Here is a 20850-nt window from a genome sequence, read left to right as displayed (position 1 = left end):
GTCAGCGTGGCACGTACAGAGTCAGGGTCTGCCCTGGCTTGAGGGTTCTGCCGGCACCTGGGTTCCAGTTTTGCAGGTTCTTCATCGGCACCTTGAAACGCTTGGCAATCAGGTACAGCGAGTCGCCCTGGCGCACCTTGTAATAGGTGGCGTTGTCGCTGCGGCTGGCGGTGCGCGAAGCGCTACCGGCCTGCAGCGTCAGCACCTGACCGACGCGCAGATTGTTGCCCGAGAGCCGGTTCCAGCGCTGAATATCCTTGACTGCGACCTTGTGGGTACGCGCGATTTGCCAGAGGTTGTCGCCGTTTTTCACCCGGTAGGTGCGCGTGACCGGCAGGTTGTTGGTGCTGGCAGTAGCACGGGCCGGCAGTGTTTCCCGTATACGGCTGTTAGCTTCGGCCGGGATGCTCAGGATCTGACCGATACGCAGGGTATTACTGCTCAGTCGGTTGATGTCCTTGAGGGTGGCGACCGTCAGTTGATGGCGACCGGCAATGCTGTGCAGGCTGTCGCCCGCCCGCACTCGATACTGCTGCCAGTCAACCAGCTCCTGGGGTTTGAGCAGTGCCAGGTTGGCGGCCAGCAACTCGGCTTTGTCGGCAGGTACCAGCAGGTGCTGGGGGCCATCGATGGTGATGCCTTTCTTGAAGGCCGGGTTAAGCAGGTACAGTTCATCTTCGTCCAGGTCGGCCATGTCGGCGACCCGGGCCAGGTCCATGCGCTGCTTGAACGGTACCTTCTCGAAATAGGGCTCGTTGGCGATAGGTGCCAGGTTCATGCCATAGGCCTCGGGGGCCATCACCACCTGGGACAGGGCGAGCAACTTGGGCACATAGTTCTGGGTTTCACTGGGCAGCGAGAGGTTCCAGTAGTCGGTGGGTAGCCCCAGCTTCTGGTTGCGCTCGATGGCACGGCTGACCCGGCCCTCTCCGGCGTTATAGGCGGCCAAGGCCAGCAGCCAGTCGCCGTTGAACATGTTGTTGAGGTACGAGAGGTAGGTGATGGCTGCGTCGGTGGACGCCATCACATCGCGGCGACCGTCATACCAGTTGGTCTGGCGCAGGTTGAAGCTGCGTCCGGTCGAGGGGATAAACTGCCACAGACCCACCGCATGGGCATGGGAATAGGCCAGGGGGTTGTAGGCACTTTCGATCATCGGCAGCAGGGCCAGCTCCATCGGCATGTTGCGCGCTTCCAGGCGCTCGACGATAAAGTGGATATAGGGGCTGCTGCGCTCACCGACCTTGGCCACAAAGGATGGGTTGCTGACAAACCACAGGCGTTGTTGCTCGATGCGCGGGTTGAGGGTAATGCTGTCTTGCAGCTGATAGCCGGCGCGCACCCGCTCCCAGATATCAGTTGGCTCTTCTTCCTGAGTCGGTTTCAGCCTGCTGTCACTTAGCCACTCGACCTCGCGCTCCAAACCCACGGCCCGATCGGTGTCGCGCCCGGGATCTTCCAGGTTGTGCTCGCCCAGGCCCTGACAGCCGGCGAGGGTTGCGCAGAACAGCACTACAAGAGCCCGTCGGCTCTGCATAAATGCCTTAAAATTCAAGGTATTGCGTGCTGTTAATGGCATGTGCTCGGGTGTTCTTCCTAGCAAAAAGTTCGGGGGATTCTAGGAATCGATGCCGGGATGGTCAAGTTTTAACCAGTTATTTGCGCAGCTGTCGACGCTTTAGAAATGATCTTTCCAGGCCCGCAAGGCAGCAAACACCTGGCTGGGCGAACGTTTGGCCGGGCCTTCGCGCTCGTCGATTTTTTTCTGCACGGCTTCGCTCTCGGTGCGCAAAAAGGGATTGCTGGCTCGTTCCAGCGCCAGGTTGGAGGGCAGGCTGATGCGTCCCTCCTGTCGCCAGGCTTCGACCTCCTGCAGGCGCGCCTGTATCTGGCGGTTATTGGGCTCCACTGCCGCAGCAAAGCGCAGGTTGCTCAGGGTGTATTCGTGGGTGCAATAGATCAGGCTGTCGTCGGGTAGCGCGGCCAGGCGCTGCAGGGATGCGTGCATCTGCTCCGGGCTGCCCTCAAACAGGCGTCCGCAGCCCGCTGCGAACAGGGTATCGCCACAGAACAGCCAGTGCTGCTCGGGTTGAAAGTAGGCGATATGGCCCAGGGTGTGGCCGGGCACCTCGATTACCTTGAAGTTGTGGCCCAGTACATCGATACGCTGACCTTCAGTCAGGGCCAGGTCGCAATGGGGGATCTGCTCCTTGGCTGGCCCCACGACCCGCGCACCGCTATGAGCCTTGATGCGTTCGATGCCACCCACATGATCGAAGTGATGGTGCGTGATCAGGATATCGCTCAGTTGCCAGCCCGGATGACCCTCAAGCCAGTTCAATACAGGCTGTGCATCGCCGGGGTCGACCACCGCGCAGCGCTGGGCAGCAGGATCTTGTAGCAGCCAGATATAGTTGTCGTTGAAGGCGGGCAGGGCGTCGATCTTCAGCATGGTGGATTCGCCAAACGGGGAACAAAGGTGCATCTTATCCTGAAAGTCCGACGCGAGCCGACACGGCCCGCAGGGCGCTTTGTGGAGCGCATGTACATGACTGAACATCCCTTTGCCCAGGCTGACAGCCAGTGGCTGGACCTGATCGGTGAAGCCCGCGCCTGGTTCGAGACCCCCCAGGGGCAATTGCTGCTGCAGGATCAGCAGCGCCTGCTGGAGGAAGAGTTGGCGCGCTTCTTTGGCGGCTATCTGGTGCATTACGGCCCCGGCGGCCAGCCCATGGCCCAGGCCACGCAGATTCAGCGCAGTGTGCGTCTGGGAGCGCCTTTTGCCGGGGTGGAAATTGTCTGTGAGGAGCAGTCCTGGCCGCTCGGTGAGCATGCCGCCGATGTGGTGGTGCTGCAGCATGGGCTGGATTTCAGCCTGTCGCCCCATGGTCTGCTGCGTGAAGCCGCACGCAGTGTGCGACCGGGCGGGCATCTGCTGATTGTGGGCGTCAACCCCCTGAGCGCCTGGGGCACGAAGCGTCTGTACAGCCGCGATGCCTTCCGACGTGCGCGCTGCATCGCGCCGGGGCGGGTCAGTGACTGGTTGCACCTGCTGGGCTTTGCGCTGGAGAAACGCCGCTTCGGGTGCTATCGTCCGCCGTTTTCTTCGCCGGCCTGGCAGGCTCGTCTGCTGCCGCTTGAACGCTTTGGTGGCCGTTGGCAGGCCCCGGGCGCCGGCTTCTATCTATTGGTGGCACGCAAGCTGGTGATGGGGCTCAGGCCCCTGCAGCAGAGCCGCCGTCAGCCAATGGGTAAATTGATTCCCATGCCGGTGGCCAAGGTCAGCCAGCGGGATCTGAAATCGCCCTGAATTGTATGGAAATGATGTTTGATGAGTGAGCAGGTGGAGATATACACCGATGGGGCCTGCAAGGGTAATCCGGGTGTGGGTGGCTGGGGAGCCCTGCTGGTGTGCAAGGGGGTGGAAAAGGAACTCTGGGGCGGCGAGCCCAATACCACCAACAACCGCATGGAACTGATGGCCGCGATCTGTGGGCTGATCGCCCTGACCCGGCCCTGCGAAGTGCGCCTGATCACCGATTCGCAGTATGTGATGAAGGGCATTCAGGAGTGGATGCCAAACTGGAAAAAGCGCGGCTGGAAGACTGCCAGCAAGGAGCCGGTAAAGAATGCCGATCTGTGGCAGGCGCTGGATGAGCAGGTCAATCGGCACAAGGTCACCTGGCAGTGGGTGCGGGGGCATACCGGTCACCCGGGTAACGAGCGGGCCGATCAGCTGGCCAACCGTGGTGTCGATGAAGTGAGGGCAAAAAAGCATGCGTAGCGTCGTGTTGGATACCGAAACCACCGGTATGCCGGTGGCCGATGGTCACCGCATTATTGAAATCGGCTGTGTCGAGTTGATGGGCCGACGCCTGACCGGGCGTCACTATCACGTCTACCTGCAGCCTGATCGCGAGATCGACGAAGGCGCCATCGCGGTGCACGGCATCACCAATGAGTTCGTGCAGGACAAGCCACGCTTCAGGGAAGTGGCCGACGAGTTCTTTGACTTTATTAAGGGCGCCCAGCTGATCATCCATAACGCGGCGTTCGACGTTGGCTTTATCAACAACGAATTCGCCCTGATCAAGCAGGACGACCGCGCCGACATCAGCGAGCATTGCTCGATCCTCGACACCCTGCTGATGGCTCGTGAGCGGCACCCGGGTCAGCGCAACAATCTCGACGCTTTGTGCAAGCGTTATGGGGTCGACAACTCCGGCCGGGAACTGCACGGCGCCTTGCTCGATGCCGAGATCCTGGCCGACGTCTACCTGGCCATGACCGGTGGTCAGACCCACCTGTCCCTGGCGGGCGAGGGCGCCGACAGCGATGGCAGCGGTCGCCAGACGGCCAGCCCGATCCGCCGCCTGGCGGCCGAGCGAGCGCCCACGCGGATCATTCGTGCCAGCGCCGAGGAAATCGCCGCGCACCAGGCGCGCCTGGCAGCCATCGAGAAAGCGGCTGGAGCGCCGGCGCTGTGGTCCCAGCAGGAGACCGGCGAGGCCTGATGCTCGGGGTCTGTTGCCGTTTCAGCGCAGCCGCGCACGAAACAGCAGCTGACCCCAGAATTGCGACCTTTTCTTATAGCCTGACGCTGCGGGGGTTCCGCCGGTTGCGGCGAGTCTCTACTCTGGCATGACGGGCAGGCTGGGGCCTGTCATTTCCAGGGACGTCACAATGTATAAAGACCTCAAATTCCCCGTCCTGATTGTGCACCGCGACATCAAGGCCGATACCGTGGCCGGTGATCGGGTGCGTGCCATTGCCCATGAATTGGAGCAGGACGGCTTTCAGATCCTTTCCACCGCGAGTTCCGCGGAGGGGCGCATCGTCGCCTCCACCCACCACGGCCTGGCCTGCATCCTGGTGGCCGCCGAAGGGGCGGGGGAGAACAAGCACCTGCTGCAGGACATGGTGGAGCTGATCCGCGTGGCGCGCCGGCGTGCGCCGCATCTGCCGATCTTCGCCCTGGGCGAGCAGGTGACCATCGAGAACGCGCCGGCCGAGGCCATGGCCGACCTGAACCATCTGCGCGGCATTCTCTACCTGTTTGAAGACACCGTGCCTTTCCTGGCCCGCCAGGTGGCCCGCGCTGCGCGCAACTATCTGGACGGCCTGCTACCACCTTTCTTCAAGGCCCTGGTGCAGCACACCTCGGAGTCCAACTATTCCTGGCATACCCCGGGTCATGGCGGTGGCGTGGCTTATCGCAAGAGTCCGGTGGGGCAGGCGTTTCACCAGTTCTTCGGGGAAAACACCCTGCGCTCGGACCTCTCGGTATCGGTACCGGAGCTGGGTTCGCTGCTCGACCACACCGGCCCCCTGGCCGAAGCTGAAGCCCGCGCCGCGCGTAACTTCGGCGCCGATCACACCTATTTCGTGATCAATGGCACCTCCACGGCGAACAAGATTGTCTGGCACTCCATGGTTGGCCGCGATGATCTGGTATTGGTGGACCGCAACTGCCACAAGTCGATCCTGCATTCGATCATCATGACCGGTGCCATTCCGCTGTATCTGTGCCCGGAGCGCAATGAGCTGGGCATTATCGGGCCGATCCCGTTGAGCGAATTCAGCCGTGAGTCGATCCAGGCCAAGATCGCCGCCAGCCCCCTGGCCCGGGAGCGCGGCATCGACAGCGCCACGGCCAAGGTCAAGCTGGTGGTGGTGACCAACTCCACCTATGACGGCCTGTGCTACAACGCCGAGCTGATCAAGCAGACGCTGGGTAACAGTGTCGAAGTCTTGCATTTCGATGAGGCCTGGTACGCCTATGCGGCCTTCCACGAGTTCTACTCCGGCCGTTACGGCATGGGCACGGCGCGCACCGAAGATGCGCCGCTGGTGTTTACCACCCATTCCACCCACAAGCTGCTGGCGGCTTTCAGTCAGGCCTCGATGATCCATGTGCAGGATGGCGGGCAGCGCCAGCTGGACCGGGATCGCTTCAACGAAGCCTTTATGATGCACATCTCCACCTCGCCGCAGTACGGCATCATCGCGTCCCTGGATGTGGCCTCGGCCATGATGGAAGGCCCGGCCGGGCGTTCACTGATCCAGGAAACCTTCGATGAAGCCCTGAGCTTTCGCCGTGCCCTGGCCAATCTGCGACAGAACCTCGCTGCCGATGATTGGTGGTTCAGCATCTGGCAACCGCCCCAGGCCGAGGGTGCCGATGATGTGCGCACCGGTGACTGGGTGCTGCAGCCCCGGGCCGACTGGCATGGCTTTGGCGAGGTGGCCGAGGACTATGTGCTGCTCGATCCGATCAAGGTCACACTGGTCACCCCGGGCCTGGAAGCTTCGGGTGTGCTGGGCGAGCAGGGCATCCCGGCGGCGGTGGTCAGCAAGTTCCTCTGGGAACGTGGCCTGGTGGTGGAAAAGACCGGCCTGTATTCCTTCCTGGTGCTGTTTTCCATGGGCATTACCAAGGGTAAGTGGAGCACCCTGCTGACCGAGTTGCTGGAGTTCAAACGCAGCTACGATGCCAATATGCCGCTGAGCGAGGTGTTGCCATCCATAGCGCAGGTCGGTGGTGCTCACTATCAGGGCATGGGCCTGCGCGACCTGTGTGATGCCCTGCATGCCTGCTACCGGGAAAATGCCACGGCCAAGGCCCTCAAACGCATGTACACGGTGCTGCCGGAGGTCGCGATCAAGCCGGCTGATGCCTACAACCAGTTGGTGCGTGGCGAGGTTGAAGCGGTGCCGGTGCAAGCGCTGGAAGGGCGTATCGCTGCCGTGATGCTGGTGCCTTATCCGCCAGGCATCCCCCTGATCATGCCGGGTGAGCGATTTACCCCGGCGACCCGCGCGATCATCGATTACCTGGCGTTCGCCCGCGACTTCGATCAGCGTTTCCCGGGTTTCGATACCGACGTTCACGGGTTGCAACGGATAGAAGAGGGCGAGGGCTATCGCTATACGGTCGATTGCATCAAGGCCTGAGGCTGGATACGGGCGGCACCTTGGCAGAGGTGTCGCCCATTCTGTTTAAAGTCCTCAGATCAAATGCTTAGCTTGGATATTCAAAACTAGGCTTAACTCTAGTGGTGCATCACACTGGCCAGCATCGACATTTATGCTTTGCTTGTTATAGTTGGCTCGTTTAACTCATAAGAATATCTATATGCGCTTGCGCGCCATCTGCTGAGGATTACTGCCGTGTCCGACTACAAAGCCTTTAATGTCGAGTTGGCAGACAAGGTCGCCCATGTGGTGATCAACCGCCCCGAGAAGATCAACGCCATGAATGCGGACTTCTGGAGCGAAATCATCGACATCTTCCGTTGGATCGAAGACACCGATCAGGTGCGGGCAGTGGTGATTTCCGGAGCGGGCAAACACTTCTCCTCGGGCATCGACCTGATGATGCTGGCCAGTCTGGGCAGCAAGATGGGGCCGGATGTAGGCCGCAATGCCCAGATGCTGCGACGCAAGATCCTCGAACTGCAAGCCTCCTTCAATGCCGTGGACAACTGCAGCAAGCCGGTGCTGGCGGCCATTCATGGCTATTGCCTGGGTGGCGCCATCGACCTGGTATCGGCCTGCGACATGCGCTACTCGACGGTTGATGCGCAGTTCTCCATCAAGGAAATCGACATCGGCATGGCTGCCGACGTCGGCACCCTGCAGCGTCTGCCGCGCATCATCGGTGACGGCATGATGCGCGAACTGGCTTACACCGGGCGCACCATCGATGGCGTCGAGGCTCAGCGTATCGGCCTGGTCAACCGCACCTATGACAGCCCCGAGGCGCTGCTTGATGGCGTGATGGGCATTGCCCGTGAGATTGCCGCGAAGTCGCCAATTGCGGTGCGTGGCACCAAGGAAATGATTCGCTATATGCGCGATCACAGGGTCGACGACGGCCTCGAATACATTGCCACCTGGAATGCCGCCATGCTGCAGTCGGTGGATCTGCGGGTGGCCATGGCCGCCCATATGAGCAAGCAGAAGCCGGAGTTCGCCGACTGATGCTGTCCTTCCCACGGTCTTTCATTGCAGCGCGGGAGGCGCATTGATCCATGGCTTCTGGCGCGAGTTCCCTCAGTCTGGTTCGCGATGAACTCTTCACCACTATGGAAGAGGCAGAGTCGAGCCTTGAACAGTTTATCGCCGACCGGCATAACGGCAGCCTGCTGCAACAGGCGGTGGAAAATCTGCACCAGGTGCGTGGCACCCTGAACCTGGTCGAACTGGCCGGTGCTGAGTTGCTGGCCCAGGAAGTGCTGGATCAGGCCACCGATATCCCCACCGGCGCCGGCAACGAGCGCGACACCCAGCTCTCGGCCCTGAGCAATGCCCTGCATGTGCTGCGTCGCTATCTGGAGCATGTCGAAGCCAATCGCCAGGAAATGCCGGAACTGCTGCTGCCGGCGATCAATGATCTGCGCCAGGCCGGGGGGCAGGCCCCGCTGGCGGAAAGCTTCTTCTTCAGCGTACGTCTCGACCACCCGCGGCCGCGCACAGCTCCTGTGGCGCTGGATGCTGCTGCCAAGGAAAACGAAGGGCGACGCTTGCGGCATATGTATCAGGTCGGGCTGCTGGGCTTTATCCGTGAGCAGAACGTTCAGGCCAGCCTCAAGTTGATGGGCCGTGCCCTGGGCCGTCTGGATAGCCTGTTCGCCAATGAGCCTCGCGGCCGCCTGTGCTGGATCGCTGCGGCTGCGGTCGAAGCCCAGCTGGAAGGGCAGCTGTTGCCACGCAAGGCGCGCAAGCAGCTGTTCTCGCGTATCGACCGCGAGCTCAAGCAGCTCCTGGTCAATGGCCAGTATGAAGCGCCACGCAATCTGCTCAAGGAACTGCTGTATCTGGTGGCCCTGGCCGATACCCGGGGCGCATTGGTCGCGCCGATCCGCGAGATCTTCGCCCTGACCTCGCTGCCTTTTACCGATCACCTGCTGGAAGAGGAATACCAGCGTCTGGCGGGGCCTGGCCAGTCGGTCATGCGTTCCCTCAGTGCGGCCATTCGTGAGGAGTTGGCTAGCGTCAAGGATATGCTTGATCTGATCGAGCGCGGCACGGTCAATGCCGATAGCCTGAGCAATCTGCATGCCTTGCTCGGCAAACTGAGCAAGACCCTTGGCATGGTCGGCCTGAGTTCTGCGGGCAATTCCCTGAATGCCCAGTTGCCTGTTGTCGGCGCCTGGCGTGAAGACAGCCCGCCACCGCCCCAGGAGCTGCTCAAGCTGGCCGATGCGGTGCTCTATGTCGAAGGTATGGTGGCCAGTCTGGAAAAAGGCCAGGGGCGTGACAGTCGTCCGAGTCACACGCAGCCAGGCGATGAGGCCGAGTCGTTCGCCCAGCATCAGCTCAACGAGGCGCGCATTGTGGTGGTGGACGAGGCCCAGGCCGGTCTGGCCATGGCCAAGCGAGCGATTACCTCCTATCTGGAGTCATCCGGTGAGCGCATGCACCTGTCCAATGTGCCCGTGAGCCTGCAGGCTGTGCGCGGGGGGCTGTGGTTCCTCGGCCAGGAACGCGCCGCCATGCTGGTGGGGGCCTGCGCCGAATACATCCAGAAGCAGATGTTCGATGCGCAGCAGATGCCTTCCGAGCAGATGCTGGAGACACTGGCCGATGCCTTGAGCAGTCTTGAGTACTTCCTCGAAGCCGGCGCGGTGATGCGTCCGGAAACCCAGCCCAGCGTGCTCGATCTGGCCGAGGAAAGCGTGCGTGCCCTGGGCATTGCGGTGGCTGCCTAAATGATTTCACGTTGGCAGCCGGCCCTGCTCGATGCTGGGCTGGCCGGCGGCTGGGCCTTGGTGCACTGCCAGCAGCATTTTCTCTGTGACAGCAACGGCCTGCTGTTTCCGCGGGAATGGTTGAAAAAGCAGGATCTGCCGATCTTGGCCGAGCACGGCGTCGGTCATTTCGACGGTGATGCCGTCTACCTGCTGGAACTGCAATATCCTGCGGATATACCCGGTTGTGCCTGGCAAAGCCTGCGACAGTTTATGTTGCAGGGCGATGCCGACACCTTCCGTATGCTCGGCTATACCACCCAGATTGGCACCTGGGCGCGCCAGCATCGCTTTTGTGGCAGCTGTGGCAGCGCCATGCAGGCTGTTGCGGGCGAGCGCGCCATGCACTGTCCGGCCTGTGACGTGCGCCATTACCCGCGGCTGTCGCCGAGCATGATCGTGCTGGTGACCCGCGGCGACGAGATACTGCTGGCCCGTTCGCCACGTTTCGTGCCTGGGGTCTACAGCACCCTGGCCGGCTTCGTCGAGGCGGGGGAGTCGGTCGAGCAATGCGTGGTGCGCGAGGTGCGCGAGGAAGTCGGGGTCGAGGTCGGTCAGCTGCAATACATCGGCAGCCAGGGCTGGCCGTTCCCCCACTCACTGATGCTGGGTTTTCATGCCGAATATGTCTCGGGCGATATCCAGATGCAGGTCGATGAGATCGAAGACGCCCAGTGGTTCAGTGTGCACCAGTTGCCACCCCTGCCGGCCGCTCGCTCCATTGCCCGTTATCTGATCGATCTCTATGTGGCGCGCCAGCTGGGGCTGCCAGAGCCCGCACTGCACGCATAGATCCGCTATAGACCCTGGCCAAACCAGTGCTGCCAGGCCAGCCGGGCGGTCAGGGCCAACACCACCAAAATGAACACCGGGCGGATAAACTTCGAGCCGCCCTTGATGGCCGTGCGTGCACCGATAAAGGCGCCGGCCATCAACGCCAGCCCCATGCTGATGCCGAGCAACCAGGCCACCTGGCCGCTGATGATAAACACCATCAGGGCGCAGGCGTTGCTGACGAAGTTCATGCTGCGCGCCACGCCGCTGGCGCGTAGCAGGTCCAGGGGATAGAGCAGCAGGCTGCTGACGGTCCAGAAGGCGCCGGTACCGGGGCCGGCCACGCCATCGTAAAAACCCAGGCCCAGGCTTTGCGGCCACTGCCTGCGGGTGGCAATGGGCTGGTCGGTGGTGGGGCCGGTTTCCGGTGTGCGACCGAACAGTAGGTACAGGCCGCAGGCGAATACCACGGCGGGCAGCATCTGGTTGAGCCAGGCCGAAGGCAGCCATTGCGCCAGGGCGGCGCCGAGCAGGGCGCCGATAGCGGTACCGATCAGAGCGTTACGCCATTGCCCGGGGTTGAACAGTTTGCGTCGATAAAAGGTGTAGCTGGCCGTGGCTGAACCAAAGGTGGCGCACAGTTTGTTGGTACCCAGTACCAGATGCGGGGGCAGACCGGCGGTGAGCAGGGCGGGGATGGTGAGCAGGCCACCGCCACCGGCGATGGCATCGATAAATCCGGCGGTAAAGGCCACCAGGGCCAGGACCAGCAGAATGCCGGGCTCGACGCCGAGTTCAGGGATAAAGGGCATTAAAAAGACGTCCTGTGTCTGATTGTGTGGTGCTTGTGCTGTTCGCACACAGTCGTGCTGCGCATAATGCCGGGGTTTTCAGTAATAAGGAATTGACTCGATGCAGTACCAGGGGCTGGTGTGGGTGTTGGCATTGATGGGCGTGCTGACCTCGTTGATCGCTGCACGCATATTGTTCAATCGTCACTGGTTTTTTGGCTGGCTGCGTGGCACCTGTGGCCTGGCGTTTCTTGCCCTGGCCGGGTTGATTGGTCTGCTGGCCTGGGACGTTGCCAGCTATCGGGCGCTCCCTCAGGACAAACCCCTGGCTACTCTCAGCTTCAAGGCTGAAGGCCCCTATTACCGAGTTGATCTGTTGCAGGGCGCGCAGGAGGACAGCGTGCTGCTGGAGGGGGATCTGTGGCAGCTGGATGCACGCTTTATGCGCTGGAAAGGTCTGGCACAGTTGATTGGTCTGCAGCCTGGCTATCGTCTGCAGAAGCTGTCTGGGCGCTTTCTGTCTATCGAGCAGCAGAATCTGGCGCAGCGCACTCGCGTCGAACTGGCCCGCAGCCCCTATGGGGTCGACCTGTGGCGCTGGTTGCGGCTTGGCCAGCGCGATCTGTTTATCTTCGATGCCCAGGCCGTCCGCGTGAACTACCTGCCGATCGCCGATGATGCGGTCTACAGCATCAGCCTGACGCCCACCGGGCTGCTCGCCGAGCCGATGAACCAGGTGGCGCGCCAGGCCCTGCAGAACTGGCAGTAGCTGCGCGGCAACAAACAAAAAGGGACCCTATGGTCCCTTTTTTACTGGGTGTATGGCTTAGGAGAGGAAGCCGCCATCCACATTCAGCGCCACACCGGTGGTGTAGCTGGAGGCTTCGCTGGCCAGGTACAGCACGGCGCCGGCCATCTCGCTGGGGGCCGCCACGCGCTTGAGCGGGATGCGGGTCAGGGCGAGGTTGAGGATGGCGTCGTTCTTGGTCAGGGCCGAGGCAAACTTGGTGTCGGTCAGACCCGGCAGCAGGGCGTTGCAGCGGATGCCGAACTGCGCGCATTCCTTGGCGAAGACCTTGGTCATGCTGATCACCGCGGCCTTGGTCACCGAGTAGATGCCCTGGAACTCGCCCGGCGATACGCCATTGATCGAGGCGACGTTGATGATCGAACCACCACCGTTCTGCTTCATCAGCTTGCCGCCTTCGATGGACATAAAGTAGTAGCCGCGAATATTCACATCGACGGTCTTCTGAAACGCACCCAGATCGGTGTCCAGCACGTTGCAGAACTGCGGGTTGGTGGCGGCGTTGTTGACCAGGATATCCAGGCGGCCGAACTGCTCCTTGATCTGCGCGAACACGTTGCTGATCTGCTCCATTTCGCCAATGTGGCAGGCGATCGCAGTGGCCTGGCCGCCGTCGGCGATGATGGCGTCGGCGACTTTCTGGCAGTCGTCGATCTTGCGACTGGAGACGATCACATGAGCGCCTTGCTGGGCCAGCAATTTGGCGATGGCCTCACCGATGCCACGGCTGGCGCCGGAGACGAAAGCGATCTTGCCGTCGAGGTCGAACAGTTGGGTCTTGGACATGGATTTTTCCTTCTAGGGTAAGGCCTGTCCGGCCATTTACAGCTGCGATTTGTTGATGACCTGCAGGCTCATCTGTTCCAGCAGTTTGTTCATCTGCACGAACTGGGCGAAGCGCTTGTCCTGGGTCTGGCCGTGGTAATAGCGGTAGTAGATCTGCTGCACGATGCCGGCCAGGCGGAACAGGCCGTAGGTGTAGTAGAAGTCGATGCTCTTGATCTGGATGCCGGCGCGCTCGGCGTAATAGTCGGCGAACTCCTGGCGGGTCAGCATGCCTGGGGCGTTGCTGGGCTGGCGGCGCATCAGTTGCACCGGTGCCGGGTCGGCCGCCTCGATCCAGTAGGCCAGGGTATTGCCCAGGTCCATCAGCGGGTCACCGATGGTGGTCAGTTCCCAGTCCAGCACGCCGATGATCTGACTCGGGTTCTGCGGATTGAGGATGACGTTATCGAAGCGGTAATCGTTGTGCACGATGGCCGGCTTGTGATGATCGGCGGGCATCTTGTCCTTGAGCCAGGCCTTGACCGGCTCCCACAAAGGGGCGTCGGGGGTCAGGGCCTTGTCGTAGCGGTCGCTCCAACCGCCGATCTGGCGCTGCACATAGCCCTCGGGCTTGCCCAGATCGCCCAGGCCACAGGCCTGGTAATCGACGTTGTGCAACTCGACCATCTTGTCGATAAAGCTCTTGCACAGCTCGCGGGTTTGCTCAGGGCTGAAATTCAGCTCGGCCGGCATGTCCGAGCGCAGGATGATGCCGTTGACCCGCTCCATGACATAGAACTCGGCACCGATCACCGACTCGTCGGTGCAATGCACATAGGCCTTGGGGCAGTAGGGAAAACCGGCGTTGAGCTGATTGAGAATGCGGTACTCGCGGCCCATGTCATGGGCCGATTTGGCCTTGTGGCCGAAGGGCGGGCGGCGCAGAACGAACTCCTGCTCCGGGTATTCCAGCAGATAGGTCAGGTTCGAGGCACCACCGGGGAACTGGCTGATACGCGGCTCGCCAGTCAGGCCGGGGATATGAGCCTTGAGGTACTGGTCGATGACGGCGGCGTCGAGTTCTTCGCCTGCGCGGATATGGGTGGACTGGTCAGTAAGCGCCATGTTTATCCCTTCTGCTTATGATGGGTGCCCAAGATTATTGGCTAATCTAATGCTGCTGCTGGTGTCCCACAAGCAATACAGGCCGTTATAGGTCGGGGTGTTGGCCCGCAATCAGGCTGCCTGATGGGTGCTGTCCAGAAAGCTGCAGGTATAAAAAAACCGGAGCCTGGGACTCCGGTTTTCTTGATATCGGTGCTGCCTGTGCCGCTTAAACCGGGAACAGTTCGCCCAGCTTCATGGCCAGCATCATGTCGCCTTCGGCGCGCAGCTTGCCAGCCATAAAGGCCTGCATGCCGTCGGTTTCGCCGCTGGTGATGCCTTTCAGGGTTTCGGTGTCCATGATCAGGGTCACGTTGGCGTTGGCATTGTCGCCTTTCTCAACGGCGCAGGTGCCGTCCTTGACGATCAGGGCGTAGTTTTCGCCGTCTTCGATGTTGAACTGGAATACCAGATCCAGGCCGGCAGCGGCGCTGGCGTTGAACTTGGACTGCATGGTGGTGACGATGTCTGCAACGCTCATGATGTCTTCCTTTATTTTCAGGTTTTTCTCGCGCCCGTGAGGGAGCAGTGGGCCGGACTCAGCGATAGGTGATGAGTTCCGGCGCCTTCAACAGCTGCAGGTGCACATGGCTGTTGAAGGAAGCCAGGCTCACTTGGCTGCCGCGAAACTTCAGGCAGCTTAGCGAGGTATTGACGATTTGCCAGTTCAGCTCGAACGCCTGGGCCGGGGCGATGCCGGTAACCAGGTGGAGCAGGGCGGTAATGGTGCCGCCCGAGGTGAACACGGCGATATTCTGTTTGCTGTGGGCCTGACTCAGCAGACGGTCGAGGCCAGCTTGTACCTGCTCGACAAAGGCTTGCCAGCTCTGCAGGCCGGGTTGCTCGTACTCGCCACTGATCCAGCGGCCGATCAGCTTGGCGAACAGCCGCTGGAATTCGGCGCGGTTCTGCGCGGCATTGCGCAGCACGTGCAGGGCTTCGGGCTCTTCCGGCAGCAGGTCGGGGAGCAGGGCGCGAATCACCGCATCGGCATCGAACTCATTGAAGGCGGAATCGATCTCCAGCTGGGGCACGGCGATGGCCGCGGCACCGAGCTGTTGCAGGGCAGCGTTGGCGGTGTGCTGCTGGCGGCGCAGGTCGCCACTGAGACTGCGATCCAGGCGAGTACCGAGTTGGGCCAGGTGGCTGCCCAGTATTTCGGCCTGGCGAATACCAATGGGCGATAGCACATCGTAGTCGTCGGCGCCGAAGGAGGCTTGGCCATGTCGAATCAGGTAGATGCTGCCCACGTGCGCAGGAGCTCCCGGTACGGTGAAAGTTTGGCGAGGGTAGGGGCAATCTTGGGCCGCTGTCAACGTAAAAACATACGCTTGTTTGAATTGTCTCAGGCAAGTGGATCGATAGCCTGGCTTGCTGGCCGATCCCCACCGGGCTGGGTATGCTTGGGCTTTGGCCGGGCCCGTATCCACGGGTGCCGGTATCAGGACAAGGGGAACATCAGTGGAGTTTTTTGCCGAGTACATGGGGTTTCTGGCCAAGACGGTTACCCTGCTGGTCGCCATCATCGTACTGCTGGTGACGATCGCCGCATTGCGCGGCAAGGGGCGGGGCCTGAGTGGGCAACTGCAGGTGAGCAAGCTCAATGATTTCTACAAACAGTTGCATCAGCGCCTGGAACAGTCGGTACTGAACAAGGATCAGCTCAAGGCGGCACTCAAGGCCGAAGCCAAGGCGGCCAAACAGGACAAGAAGGCCGGCAAGAGCAAGCCGCGGGTGTATGTGCTGGATTTCGATGGGGATATCAAGGCCTCGGCCACCGATCACTTGCGCCATGAGATCACCGCGCTGCTGAGCCTGGCCACGCCTGAGGATGAGGTGGTGCTGCGCCTGGAAAGCGGCGGCGGTATGGTCCACAGTTATGGCCTGGCCGCCTCGCAACTGGCGCGTATTCGCCAGGCGGGGGTGCCGTTGACCGTATGCATCGACAAGGTCGCGGCCAGCGGCGGCTACATGATGGCCTGTATTGGCGAGAAGATTATCTCGGCGCCTTTTGCCGTACTCGGGTCCATCGGCGTAGTGGCGCAGCTGCCCAATGTGCACCGCCTGCTGAAGAAACACGCGATTGATTTCGAGGTGCTGACCGCCGGTGAATACAAGCGCACCCTGACCGTGTTCGGCGAGAACACCGACAAGGGGCGGGAGAAATTCCAGGAAGACCTGGAAACCACCCATGAGCTGTTCAAGGGCTTCGTGGCCCGTTACCGGCCGCAACTGAATATCGACGAAGTGGCCACAGGCGAGGTCTGGCTGGGCCTGGCGGCCCAGGACAAGCAGCTGGTCGATCAGCTTGGCACCAGTGATGAGTACCTGGCCGAGCGGGCGAAGTCGGCCGAGCTGTTCCACCTGCACTTTGCCGAGAAGAAATCCCTGCAGGAGCGCGTCGGCCTGGCGGCCAGCACCGCCCTGGATCGTTTTGCCCTGACCTGGTTGAGCCGCCTTAATCAGCAGCGCTTCTGGTAATCGCCCACAGACAGAGGATGAGTATGAACAGCTTCAGTGCATTGCAGGCTCGCGAGAATGCCGCGGGACAGTTCGAGCAGGTGGTGGTCCAGCGTCAGATCGATGATCTGCCGCCGGGTGATCTGCTGATCCGGGTTCAGTATTCCTCACTCAATTACAAGGATGCCCTGTCCGCCAGCGGCAACCGCGGCGTGACCAAGAACTTTCCCCATACTCCCGGTATCGATGCCGCCGGTGTAGTGGAAGCTTCGGCGGTGCCCGAGTTCAGTGTCGGGGATGAGGTGATCGTCACCGGTTATGACCTGGGCATGAATACGTCGGGTGGTTTCGGCCAGTACATCCGTATTCCCGCGGCCTGGGCGCTGAAGCGGCCTCAGGGCCTGTCTCTGCGCGAAGCCATGATCCTCGGCACTGCTGGGCTAACTGCCGCGCTTTGCGTCGACAAACTGGAGCAGGCTGGGGTGACACCTGGTGCGGGTCCCATTCTGGTGACGGGTGCCAGTGGCGGAGTTGGCAGTGTGGCGGTGGCCTTGCTCAATCAGCTGGGCTACAGCGTGACGGCCGCCACCGGCAAGGTTGAGCAGGCCGGGTTGCTCAAGATCCTGGGTGCCCAGGAGGTGATCGGACGCAGCCAGTTGCTGGAGGGCAGCGAACGCCCACTGCTCAAGGAACGCTGGGGTGGTGCGGTGGATTGCGTGGGTGGCGATATCCTGGTCAATCTGCTCAAGTCCCTGCGTTATGGCGCCAGCGCGGCCTGCTGCGGGCTGACGGCCGGGGTGGCGCTCAATGGCAGCGTGCTGCCCTTTATCCTGCGCGGGGTCAACCTGTTGGGTGTTGATTCGGTGGAGTTGCCGCTGGTGGTCAAGGCATCCATGTGGGACAAGCTGTCGCTGCAATGGAAGTTGAACCTGGAGCCGCTTGTCACCGAGGTAAGCCTGGCACAGCTGCCAGAGGCCATGGCGCGGATTCTCGCCGGTCAACAGGTGGGCAGGGTGTTGGTCAGTCTGGGCTGAACGCCTGCCATCCGCGTTATTGCCAAGGAGTCCCATGGCTCGCAGTTCCCGTAAAGATGAGATTCTCCAGGCTGCTCTGGCCTGTATCAGTGAGGTGGGGGTGGATGCCACCACCATCGAGATGATTCGCGATCGTTCCGGCGCCAGCATCGGCAGCCTGTACCATCATTTCGGCAACAAGGAACGTATTCTGGCGGCCCTGTACATGACCGGCACGGCGCAGTATGCCGAGTTGCTGGAGCAGGGCTTTGCCCAGGCCGACAGCGCCGAAGCTTGCGTCAAACTGCTGGTGACCAGCTATATCGACTGGGTGGCGGCCAACCCCGAGTGGGCCCGGTTCGTCCTGCACAGTCGCAGCCGGGTCGAGGCCAGCGAGGTGGGTGAGCAATTGCGCGAAGCCAATCAGCGCCACTACGGGCGTATCCAGCAGGCCCTGGCGGGTTACCGCGAACAGGGCCTGTTCAAGCCCATGCCGGTGGACTGCTTTGCCTCGGTGATTATTGGCCCAACCCATGACTTTGCCCGTAACTGGCTGGCAGGGCGTACCCGCACACCGTTGGCCGATTGCCGTGAGCTGTTTGCTCAGGTGGCCTGGGACAGTGTGAGAGCCCTCTGAAGCGCGGTCTCGGACAATCGCCAACAAAAAGCCCCGCCTATCCTGGATAGGCGGGGCTTTTTTACAGCGGGTTTCAGGCGCGGCGGCGGAACAGCGGCTGCGGCTGGTCAGCGGAGGCCTGGTAGACCTCGCTGAACTCCTCGAAGGCCTTGAGGGCATCGACCGGGTCTTTGTCTGCACGCAGGGCAAAGGCATCGAAACCGACGCGCTGGTAGGAGAACAGCTGGTCGCGCAACACATCACCGATGGCCCGTACTTCACCCTTGTAGCCGTAGCGGGTGCGCAGCAGGTAGGCGGTGGAGCAGTGGCGGCCGTCGGTAAAGGCGGGGAAGTTCAGCGCGATCACCTGGAAGTTATCCAGCTGATCGGCGATTTCCTCGATTTCCTCACCGGCATCCAGCCATACGCCCAGGCCGCCGTCGCGGGCTTTCAGCGCTTTGCTGTGCTCGACCCAGAGGGCCAGCGGTACGATCAGGTCGTCGCAGTTGGACAGCTGATCCAGGGTGGTGTCCTTGGGCAGCAGGTGCCAGGTTTCGTCCAGGATCTGGCCGTTCTTAATGATTCGCTGCATATACACGCTCCTTGAACGGGTCGACACCGATACGACGGAAGGTGTCGAGGAAGCTTTCCTCTTCGCTGCGCTGCTCGACGTAGACCTGGATGATCTTCTCGATAACATCAGCCATGTCCGCTTCGGCGAAGGAGGGGCCGAGGATCTGCGCCAGGCTGGCGTCACGGCCGGCGCTGCCGCCCAGGGAGACCTGGTAGAACTCCTGGCCCTTCTTGTCCACGCCGAGAATGCCGATATGGCCAACGTGGTGGTGACCACAGGCGTTCATGCAGCCGGAGATGTTCAGGTCGATATCGCCGATGTCGAACAGGTAATCCAGATCATCGAAGCGGCGCTGGATGGCTTCGGCAATCGGGATCGACTTGGCATTGGCCAGGGAGCAGAAGTCGCCGCCCGGGCAGCAGATGATATCGGTAAGCAGGCCCACGTTGGGGGTGGCGAAACCATGCTCGCGCAACTCGCCCCACAGGGTGAACAGCTGCTGCTGCTCGACATCGGCGAGGATGATGTTCTGGTTGTGGCTGTTGCGCACTTCGCCAAAGCTGTAGCGATCGGCCAGGTCGGCGATGGCATCGAGCTGCTTGTCGGTGACATCACCCGGCGCCACGCCGGTGGGCTTGAGCGACAGGGTGACGGCCACATAGCCGGGCTGCTTGTGCGCCACGGTGTTGCGCTGACGCCAGCGGGCAAAACCCGGGTGCTGGGCGTCGAGGGCGGCGAGTTCGGCGTCCTGGTCGCTCAGGGCCTTGTATGCCGGGTCGATAAAGTGGGCGGCCACCCGAGCCACTTCGGCTTCGGTCAGGGTGGTGGGGCCGTCTTTCAGGTGGGCGAATTCGGCATCGACGCGCTGGGCAAATACATCCGGGCCCAGAGCCTTGACCAGAATCTTGATGCGCGCCTTGTACTTGTTGTCGCGACGGCCATAGCGGTTGTACACGCGCAGGATGGCGTCGAGGTAGCTGATCAGGTGCTGCCAGGGCAGGAATTCGTTGATAAAGCTGCCAACGATCGGGGTACGGCCCAGACCGCCGCCCACGGAGACGCGGAAGCCCAGCTCACCGGCGGCATTCTTCACCGCTTCCAGGCCGATATCATGCACCTCGATGGCGGCGCGATCACTGACCGCCCCGTTGACCGCGATCTTGAACTTGCGCGGCAGGTGGGTGAACTCGGGGTGGAAGGTCGACCACTGACGGATGATTTCGCACCAGGGGCGCGGATCGACGATCTCGTCCTTGGCCACACCGGCAAACTGGTCGGTGGTGGTGTTGCGGATGCAGTTGCCGCTGGTCTGGATGGCATGCATCTGCACGGTGGCCAGTTCGGCCAGGATGTCCGGTACGTCTTCCAGATCGGGCCAGTTGAACTGCACGTTCTGCCGGGTGCTGATATGGGCATAGCCCTTGTCGTAGTCGCGGGCGATCTTGGCCATCATGCGCACCTGGGCCGAGGACATCAGGCCATAGGGCACGGCAATTCGCAGCATGGGGGCGAAGCGCTGGATATACAGGCCATTTTGCAGGCGCAGCGGGCGGAATTCCTCGCCGGAAAGTTCACCTGCCAGATAACGGCGGGTTTGATCGCGGAACTGCTTGACGCGGTCCTCGACGATTTTCTGATCGTACTGGTCGTATACGTACATGGAGTGTCCTGTTATCAGGCTGCTTATCGGGCCTGGCATGGGCCCATTACAGCAAATCAGCGCGCACGGCCGCGCACTCCTGGCGGAGCCGAAGGAAGATACCAGCTCAGGGTTATGCGCAAAAGTGATGTTTCAATATATGGAAAGAACTTAAAGAGATAAGAAAGGGCTTTGGAATAACGCGCTCCTTGAGAAAGCCCCTTGGCTGGTCTTAACTGAGCAGGCGTTCCAGATATAAATACAACAAAGGAGGAGCCCATGACCGACCATAGTGAGTCCGAGCAACGTGACAGTGCGGTGGATGCCAAGGCAATCTTTGCCCTGATCCTGATTGTGGTTGCCACTGCGGTGTTCTGGGTCAGCCAGCAGTAGCCGGTGCCCGCACCAAACGGGGGCTGAGGGTGCGCAGGTGCCGTCAGCCCTTTTCTATTTAAAGACGGCCGGCGCTACCCGGGCCGCATATGCCTCTATAA

The 20850-nt window shown here is 61.5% G+C and carries 20 protein-coding genes; 11 read left to right on the top strand and 9 right to left on the bottom strand.

Annotated features, from left to right (window positions below; genetic code table 11):
• Position 1: 1 nt before the first annotated feature.
• The gene (locus GJV18_RS11585; RefSeq protein WP_160345563.1) at positions 2-1579 is read right to left on the bottom strand and encodes a lytic transglycosylase domain-containing protein; all 1578 of its coding nucleotides are present in this window, start codon (positions 1577-1579) and stop codon (positions 2-4) included.
• A 99-nt stretch (positions 1580-1678) separates the two neighbouring features.
• Positions 1679-2485, bottom strand: a complete 807-nt coding sequence (gene gloB, locus GJV18_RS11580; protein ID WP_160345561.1) for a hydroxyacylglutathione hydrolase — start codon at positions 2483-2485, stop codon at positions 1679-1681.
• A gap of 63 nt (positions 2486-2548) precedes the next feature.
• Between gloB and GJV18_RS11575 the strand changes: the two genes are divergently transcribed.
• From GJV18_RS11575 to nudC, 7 genes are all read left to right on the top strand, one after another.
• Positions 2549-3310: a class I SAM-dependent methyltransferase gene (locus GJV18_RS11575; RefSeq protein WP_160345559.1), complete on the top strand. Its 762-nt coding sequence runs from the start codon at positions 2549-2551 to the stop codon at positions 3308-3310.
• Between the two features lie 21 nt (positions 3311-3331).
• A complete protein-coding gene (gene rnhA / locus GJV18_RS11570) occupies positions 3332-3784 on the top strand; it encodes a ribonuclease HI (RefSeq protein WP_160345557.1) in 453 nt (150 codons plus the stop codon).
• Positions 3777-4514 carry a DNA polymerase III subunit epsilon gene (gene dnaQ / locus GJV18_RS11565; protein ID WP_160345555.1) on the top strand — a complete coding sequence of 246 codons (738 nt, stop codon included), beginning with the start codon at positions 3777-3779 and terminating at the stop codon, positions 4512-4514. Before rnhA ends, dnaQ begins: the two co-directional genes overlap by 8 nt.
• Positions 4515-4683: 169 nt before the next feature.
• Entirely contained in the window at positions 4684-6954 is a 2271-nt protein-coding gene (locus GJV18_RS11560; RefSeq protein WP_160345553.1) for an Orn/Lys/Arg family decarboxylase, read from the top strand.
• Between the two features lie 216 nt (positions 6955-7170).
• Positions 7171-7983 (top strand): crotonase/enoyl-CoA hydratase family protein, encoded by an 813-nt coding sequence (locus tag GJV18_RS11555; RefSeq protein ID WP_160345552.1) that lies wholly within the window; start codon positions 7171-7173, stop codon positions 7981-7983.
• Positions 7984-8033: 50 nt separating this feature from the next.
• Positions 8034-9713: a ferrous iron transporter B gene (locus GJV18_RS11550; RefSeq protein WP_160345550.1), complete on the top strand. Its 1680-nt coding sequence runs from the start codon at positions 8034-8036 to the stop codon at positions 9711-9713.
• Positions 9714-10544, top strand: a complete 831-nt coding sequence (gene nudC / locus GJV18_RS11545) for an NAD(+) diphosphatase (protein ID WP_160345548.1) — start codon at positions 9714-9716, stop codon at positions 10542-10544. It abuts the gene before it with no gap.
• A 5-nt stretch (positions 10545-10549) separates the two neighbouring features.
• On the opposite strand, the gene GJV18_RS11540 is transcribed toward nudC, so the two are convergent.
• Positions 10550-11338: a TSUP family transporter gene (locus GJV18_RS11540; RefSeq protein ID WP_160345546.1), complete on the bottom strand. Its 789-nt coding sequence runs from the start codon at positions 11336-11338 to the stop codon at positions 10550-10552.
• A gap of 100 nt (positions 11339-11438) precedes the next feature.
• Here GJV18_RS11540 and GJV18_RS11535 point away from each other — a divergent pair, with 100 nt between their 5' ends.
• Positions 11439-12086, top strand: a complete 648-nt coding sequence (locus tag GJV18_RS11535) for a hypothetical protein (protein ID WP_160345544.1) — start codon at positions 11439-11441, stop codon at positions 12084-12086.
• 57 nt (positions 12087-12143) lie between these two features.
• Here GJV18_RS11535 and GJV18_RS11530 read toward each other — a convergent pair whose 3' ends face one another.
• The 4 genes from GJV18_RS11530 to GJV18_RS11515 form a co-directional block, all read right to left on the bottom strand.
• A complete protein-coding gene (locus GJV18_RS11530; protein WP_160345542.1) occupies positions 12144-12911 on the bottom strand; it encodes an SDR family oxidoreductase in 768 nt (255 codons plus the stop codon).
• A 36-nt stretch (positions 12912-12947) separates the two neighbouring features.
• Positions 12948-14015 (bottom strand): phosphotransferase family protein, encoded by a 1068-nt coding sequence (locus GJV18_RS11525; protein WP_160345540.1) that lies wholly within the window; start codon positions 14013-14015, stop codon positions 12948-12950.
• Between the two features lie 208 nt (positions 14016-14223).
• Complete coding sequence (locus GJV18_RS11520; RefSeq protein ID WP_160346096.1) at positions 14224-14538, bottom strand: SCP2 sterol-binding domain-containing protein; 315 nt, start codon at positions 14536-14538, stop codon at positions 14224-14226.
• 55 nt (positions 14539-14593) lie between these two features.
• Positions 14594-15304, bottom strand: coding sequence for a histidine phosphatase family protein (locus GJV18_RS11515; RefSeq protein ID WP_160345539.1), 711 nt, complete (start codon positions 15302-15304; stop codon positions 14594-14596).
• 211 nt (positions 15305-15515) lie between these two features.
• On the opposite strand from GJV18_RS11515, the gene sohB reads away from it, so the two are divergent.
• The 3 genes from sohB to GJV18_RS11500 are packed head-to-tail and all read left to right on the top strand — an operon-like array spanning position 15516 to position 18164.
• Complete coding sequence (gene sohB / locus GJV18_RS11510) at positions 15516-16535, top strand: protease SohB (RefSeq protein ID WP_160345537.1); 1020 nt, start codon at positions 15516-15518, stop codon at positions 16533-16535.
• Between the two features lie 23 nt (positions 16536-16558).
• A complete protein-coding gene (locus GJV18_RS11505) occupies positions 16559-17548 on the top strand; it encodes a YhdH/YhfP family quinone oxidoreductase (protein WP_160345535.1) in 990 nt (329 codons plus the stop codon).
• 34 nt (positions 17549-17582) lie between these two features.
• On the top strand, positions 17583-18164 hold the full coding sequence (locus GJV18_RS11500; protein WP_160345534.1) for a TetR/AcrR family transcriptional regulator: 582 nt from the start codon (positions 17583-17585) through the stop codon (positions 18162-18164).
• A 73-nt stretch (positions 18165-18237) separates the two neighbouring features.
• On the opposite strand, the gene GJV18_RS11495 is transcribed toward GJV18_RS11500, so the two are convergent.
• Positions 18238-18735 carry a DUF934 domain-containing protein gene (locus GJV18_RS11495; protein WP_160345532.1) on the bottom strand — a complete coding sequence of 166 codons (498 nt, stop codon included), beginning with the start codon at positions 18733-18735 and terminating at the stop codon, positions 18238-18240.
• A complete protein-coding gene (locus tag GJV18_RS11490; protein ID WP_160345530.1) occupies positions 18719-20377 on the bottom strand; it encodes a nitrite/sulfite reductase in 1659 nt (552 codons plus the stop codon). The genes GJV18_RS11495 and GJV18_RS11490 overlap by 17 nt, the downstream gene beginning before the upstream one ends.
• Positions 20378-20850 lie beyond the last annotated feature (473 nt).

The organism is Pseudomonas xionganensis (assembly GCF_009763245.1).
In the GTDB taxonomy this organism is placed as follows: Bacteria; Pseudomonadota; Gammaproteobacteria; order Pseudomonadales; family Pseudomonadaceae; genus Aquipseudomonas; species Aquipseudomonas xionganensis.
The sequence above is the reverse complement of the archived record's forward strand: the minus strand, read 5'-3'. Positions and strand labels throughout refer to the sequence as shown.